Source organism: Neisseria sp. P0009.S007 (assembly GCF_051962515.1).
Map to the genome: position 1 here is coordinate 1 of NZ_JBQCVF010000628.1, position 928 is coordinate 928.

Below are 928 nucleotides of genomic sequence, written 5' to 3' on the forward strand. Positions count from 1 at the left end.
TACCTTACAGGGATATTGAATATTATGGAAAAATTCAGCAACATTGCGCAATTGAAAGACAGCGGTTTGAAAGTTACTGGTCCACGTTTGAAAATTTTGGACTTGTTCGAGACTCATGCCGAGGAGCATTTGAGTGCGGAAGATGTGTACCGTATCCTGTTGGAAGAGGGCGTGGAAATCGGCGTGGCGACGATTTACCGCGTGTTGACCCAGTTTGAACAGGCCGGCATTTTGCAACGCCACCATTTTGAAACCGGCAAAGCGGTTTACGAATTGGACAAAGGCGACCACCACGACCACATCGTCTGCGTGAAATGCGGCGAAGTAACCGAATTTCACAATCCGGAAATCGAAGCGCTGCAAGACAAAATCGCCGAAGAAAACGGCTACCGCATCGTCGACCACGCGCTGTATATGTACGGTGTATGCGGCGAATGCCAAACCAAAACCAAACGTTAAGCAGTTTGTATGTTGATTTTTCAGACGGCCTTGGGCATTTTCAGCCTAAGGCCGTCTGAAACTTTATGGGCTTTGCGATGAAGATTCCTTTACTTGCGCCACGGGATTATCGTTTTCCCGACCTGTCTTACGCTTTGGCAGAGTGTGACGGCTTGGTCGGCGTCAGCGGCGATTTGGATACGGGGCGGCTGTTGTCGGCGTATGGGCAGGGGATTTTTCCGTGGTTTAGCCGCGACGGTTGGTTTTTCTGGTATGCGGTTGCGCCGCGAGCCGTGATTGTACCGGAAAGCCTGCGTATCGGCCGATCGCTTGCCAAAACTTTGCGTCACAAGCCTTATCGGGTAACGGTTAACCGCTGTTTTGAAAAAGTGATTGCCCATTGTGCCAATGTGCCGCGTCCGGAACAGGACGGAACGTGGATAGAACCTGCGTTTCAGACGGCCTATTTGAAGCTGCACCATCAGGGGCA

Annotated in this window: 2 protein-coding genes; both read left to right on the forward strand. The window is 51.1% G+C overall.

Annotated elements, in window-relative coordinates; translation table 11 throughout:
• The coding region (gene fur, locus ACTHS3_RS15265; protein ID WP_440368401.1) for a ferric iron uptake transcriptional regulator at positions 1-459 on the forward strand (459 nt) is incomplete at its 5' end.
• 77 nt (positions 460-536) lie between these two features.
• The coding region (locus tag ACTHS3_RS15270) for a leucyl/phenylalanyl-tRNA--protein transferase (protein WP_440368402.1) at positions 537-928 on the forward strand (392 nt) is incomplete at its 3' end.